Origin of the sequence: uncultured Helcococcus sp. (genome assembly GCF_946998255.1) — a bacterium.
Lineage (GTDB): Bacteria > Bacillota > Clostridia > Tissierellales > Peptoniphilaceae > Helcococcus.
The window spans coordinates 1-2,713 of record NZ_CAMPYN010000092.1; the positions used below are offsets into that span (position 1 = coordinate 1).

The 2,713-nt window shown below is 27.1% G+C and carries 3 protein-coding genes; 1 reads left to right on the forward strand and 2 read right to left on the reverse strand.

The genetic code is table 11. The annotated features are described in order from the left end of the window. On the reverse strand, positions 1-946 hold a 946-nt coding region (locus Q0U66_RS05745), incomplete at its 3' end, for an aminotransferase class V-fold PLP-dependent enzyme (protein WP_297378583.1). 62 nt (positions 947-1,008) lie between these two features. On the opposite strand from Q0U66_RS05745, the gene Q0U66_RS05750 reads away from it, so the two are divergent. After that, positions 1,009-1,977, forward strand: coding sequence for a ribonuclease H-like domain-containing protein (locus Q0U66_RS05750; protein WP_297378586.1), 969 nt, complete (start codon positions 1,009-1,011; stop codon positions 1,975-1,977). Here the strand turns inward: Q0U66_RS05750 and Q0U66_RS05755 are convergent. Further along, a complete protein-coding gene (locus Q0U66_RS05755; RefSeq protein WP_297378588.1) occupies positions 1,970-2,590 on the reverse strand; it encodes a hypothetical protein in 621 nt (206 codons plus the stop codon). The two genes, Q0U66_RS05750 and Q0U66_RS05755, sit on opposite strands and share 8 nt — an antisense overlap. Positions 2,591-2,713: the final 123 nt, after the last annotated feature.

Consider the following 2,713-nt stretch of genomic DNA (forward strand, 5'->3'; position numbering starts at 1 on the left):
AATCATGACCCTTGCTGCATGCTGAACCTGTAGATACGTATATCTCATCCATTTCTAAATAATGAAGTAAAATTTCTGCACCTATATTTTTAAAACAGATATTTAATATGTAAGGTGAGGAATTTTCTTCTGCTGATAGTATTTTCACATCAACAATTTTAGATATTTCTTTTCTTAAAAATTTATTTATTTCACTAATATTATCATAATTATTATCCAGCTCTGTTGCTTTGGCAAAGGCTACAATAGCAGGTAAATTCTCCGTTCCTGAAAATAATTTTAGCTCTTGTCCACCACCAAAATATAAGCTATTAAAAGATGTTGGATCTTTTATATATAGGGCTGATATCTCCTTTGGTCCATTTATCTTATGTGATGATATGGTATAGAAATCTATATTCCTTAAATCTGTAGCTATCTTTTTGAATGCTTGAACACCATCAGAGTGAAAATGTAGCTTAGGATTTTTATTTTTAGCTAATTCAGCCAACTTATTTATCTCATTGATAGATCCTAATTCATTGTTTACATGCATTATAGATACTAGACTTGTATTCTCATCAATCTTACTTAACATATCATCTTTATCTGCATAACCATCCTGGTCTACTCTTACAATCCTTAGTTCTGCTTTTATATTTTTCCCAGCTTCAAAAATACTTGGATGTTCTGTTTGGCTTATTAAAATATTTGAACCTTTCTTATCAAAAGAATGTAAGACTGCATTATTTGCAATAGTACCACTTGGCACAAAAAACAAGTTTTTATCAGAAATTGATAAGCTGTTTGCTATCTGTTTTCTTGCACTTGTTATTTGCTTTTCAGCTTCAAAACCTAGTCTATGTAGCGAAGAAGGATTAGCCCAATATTTATCATAAGCATTATCCATAACTATTTTTACTTCTTTATCAATTTTTGTGGTTGATGCATTATCAAAATATATCATTAAATCCTCCTTTATGATATGATAAAACATAATTATTATAACAAATTAAGGGGCTTTATACTATGAAAATCTTGAAAGATTCACTAAAAGATCTACAATTCAATGATAAAAACTCAATAGTTTTAGATATTGAAACTAGTGGTGTTTCAAGAATTAATTCTAGGATTATTGTCGCAAGTTTCTTAGATGAAAATGGACAATTTACCCAGCTAATAGCCAATGACTCAGAAGAAGAAATTGATTTACTTGACTACTTATACCCATATATAAATAATAAAAAAATAATTACTTATAATGGTGAAAATTTTGATATTCCCTTCTTAAAATCTAGGTATATCTTTCATAAACTTGAGCCCTTTGAAGAAAAAAGACAATTTGATTTATATAGGTATTTTATAAAAAATAGGTTAATTCTTGATAATGACCTATTTTCATTAAAAGATATGGAAAATCAATATTCTATTGAAAGATTTGAAAATTTTGAACAAGACTATGATATAGATTTTTATAGTGATTTCACGAAAAATTATATAGACAATGAGTCTAATTTCTATCTTTTAGAAGATCTTTTATTAGTCCTTTTACACAATAAATATGATGTTATAAATACAAGAAAATTATTAAATATTGTTGATGATATTGAAAGAGAAAAATTAGTTGATCTAAAACATATTAATGGTAAAAATGGATTAAACTTTGCATCAGTGAAAATTAAAAATTTATATATAGACAAGGATTTTCTGAAAATAAGATTAAAATTAAAGGAAAATATAAATGATTTCTTTTATTTAAATAATCTCTATAAACTAGAAATAAACGATGAATATGCACATTTAGATATTAGTATAAGGCAAGGTTATTTATCCCCTGAGCAAATTGGTTATGTTCATATAGCTGACCAAATAAATGAAGATTTTTCAAATAAAAAATATAATCTTCCAGCAAATATTATCTATATATTTGATGGAAGATTTAATCTCGAAAATATTAAGTTGATAATTAAAATGGCTTTTAACAGCTTTTTTAATTAATAGTTGCATAAAATAATTCAGCAGCCACTAAAATTTCTGGGATAGACATATAGTCACTAGTAATTTCTATTATGTAGGATGTATCTCCCTTGTCATATAAACCAACAAACTTACTTGCATAAGAATTATTATTTATATTAGATACTAATACTTGACCAAAAGTATCTTTCATACTTACAAGACTTGAGGAATCAGTCTTGTATTTTTTTGTGAATGAATCAAGATCAATTTTATCCTGAGCTAGTATATTAATTTCATAATCATATTCAGAATTATGAATTATATACTTAGCATCATTATTAAAAGAAGTAGACATTGCCTTATTATTAATCTTATAAGTCAAATCTTTTGTTATTTTTTCTTGAATATTTTCATCTTCAAACTGATCAAGTAAATACTTAGTCACTTCTTTTCTAACAGTTCTAACTTCTTCCTTTTGATTTTCTTTTCCACTTGCTTGTCTCAATTTATTAAATTGCTTGTCTGCTTCACTTAATTTATTTGAATCGGAATCCCATTCAGAAGTTGCAGCACTTGTACTATCTATTTCTTCCTTGCTGTTGCATGAAGTTAATAGGATAGCAAAGATAAAAATAAGTATAATTTTTTTCATAAATCCTCTTCAATCTATTTACATTTAATTTTTTGCATTAAAAAAACGGCTAAAAATAGCCGTTCTTTAGCTGGTGGGCCATCGGGGACTTGAACCCAGGACCTACCGGTTATGAGCCGGGCG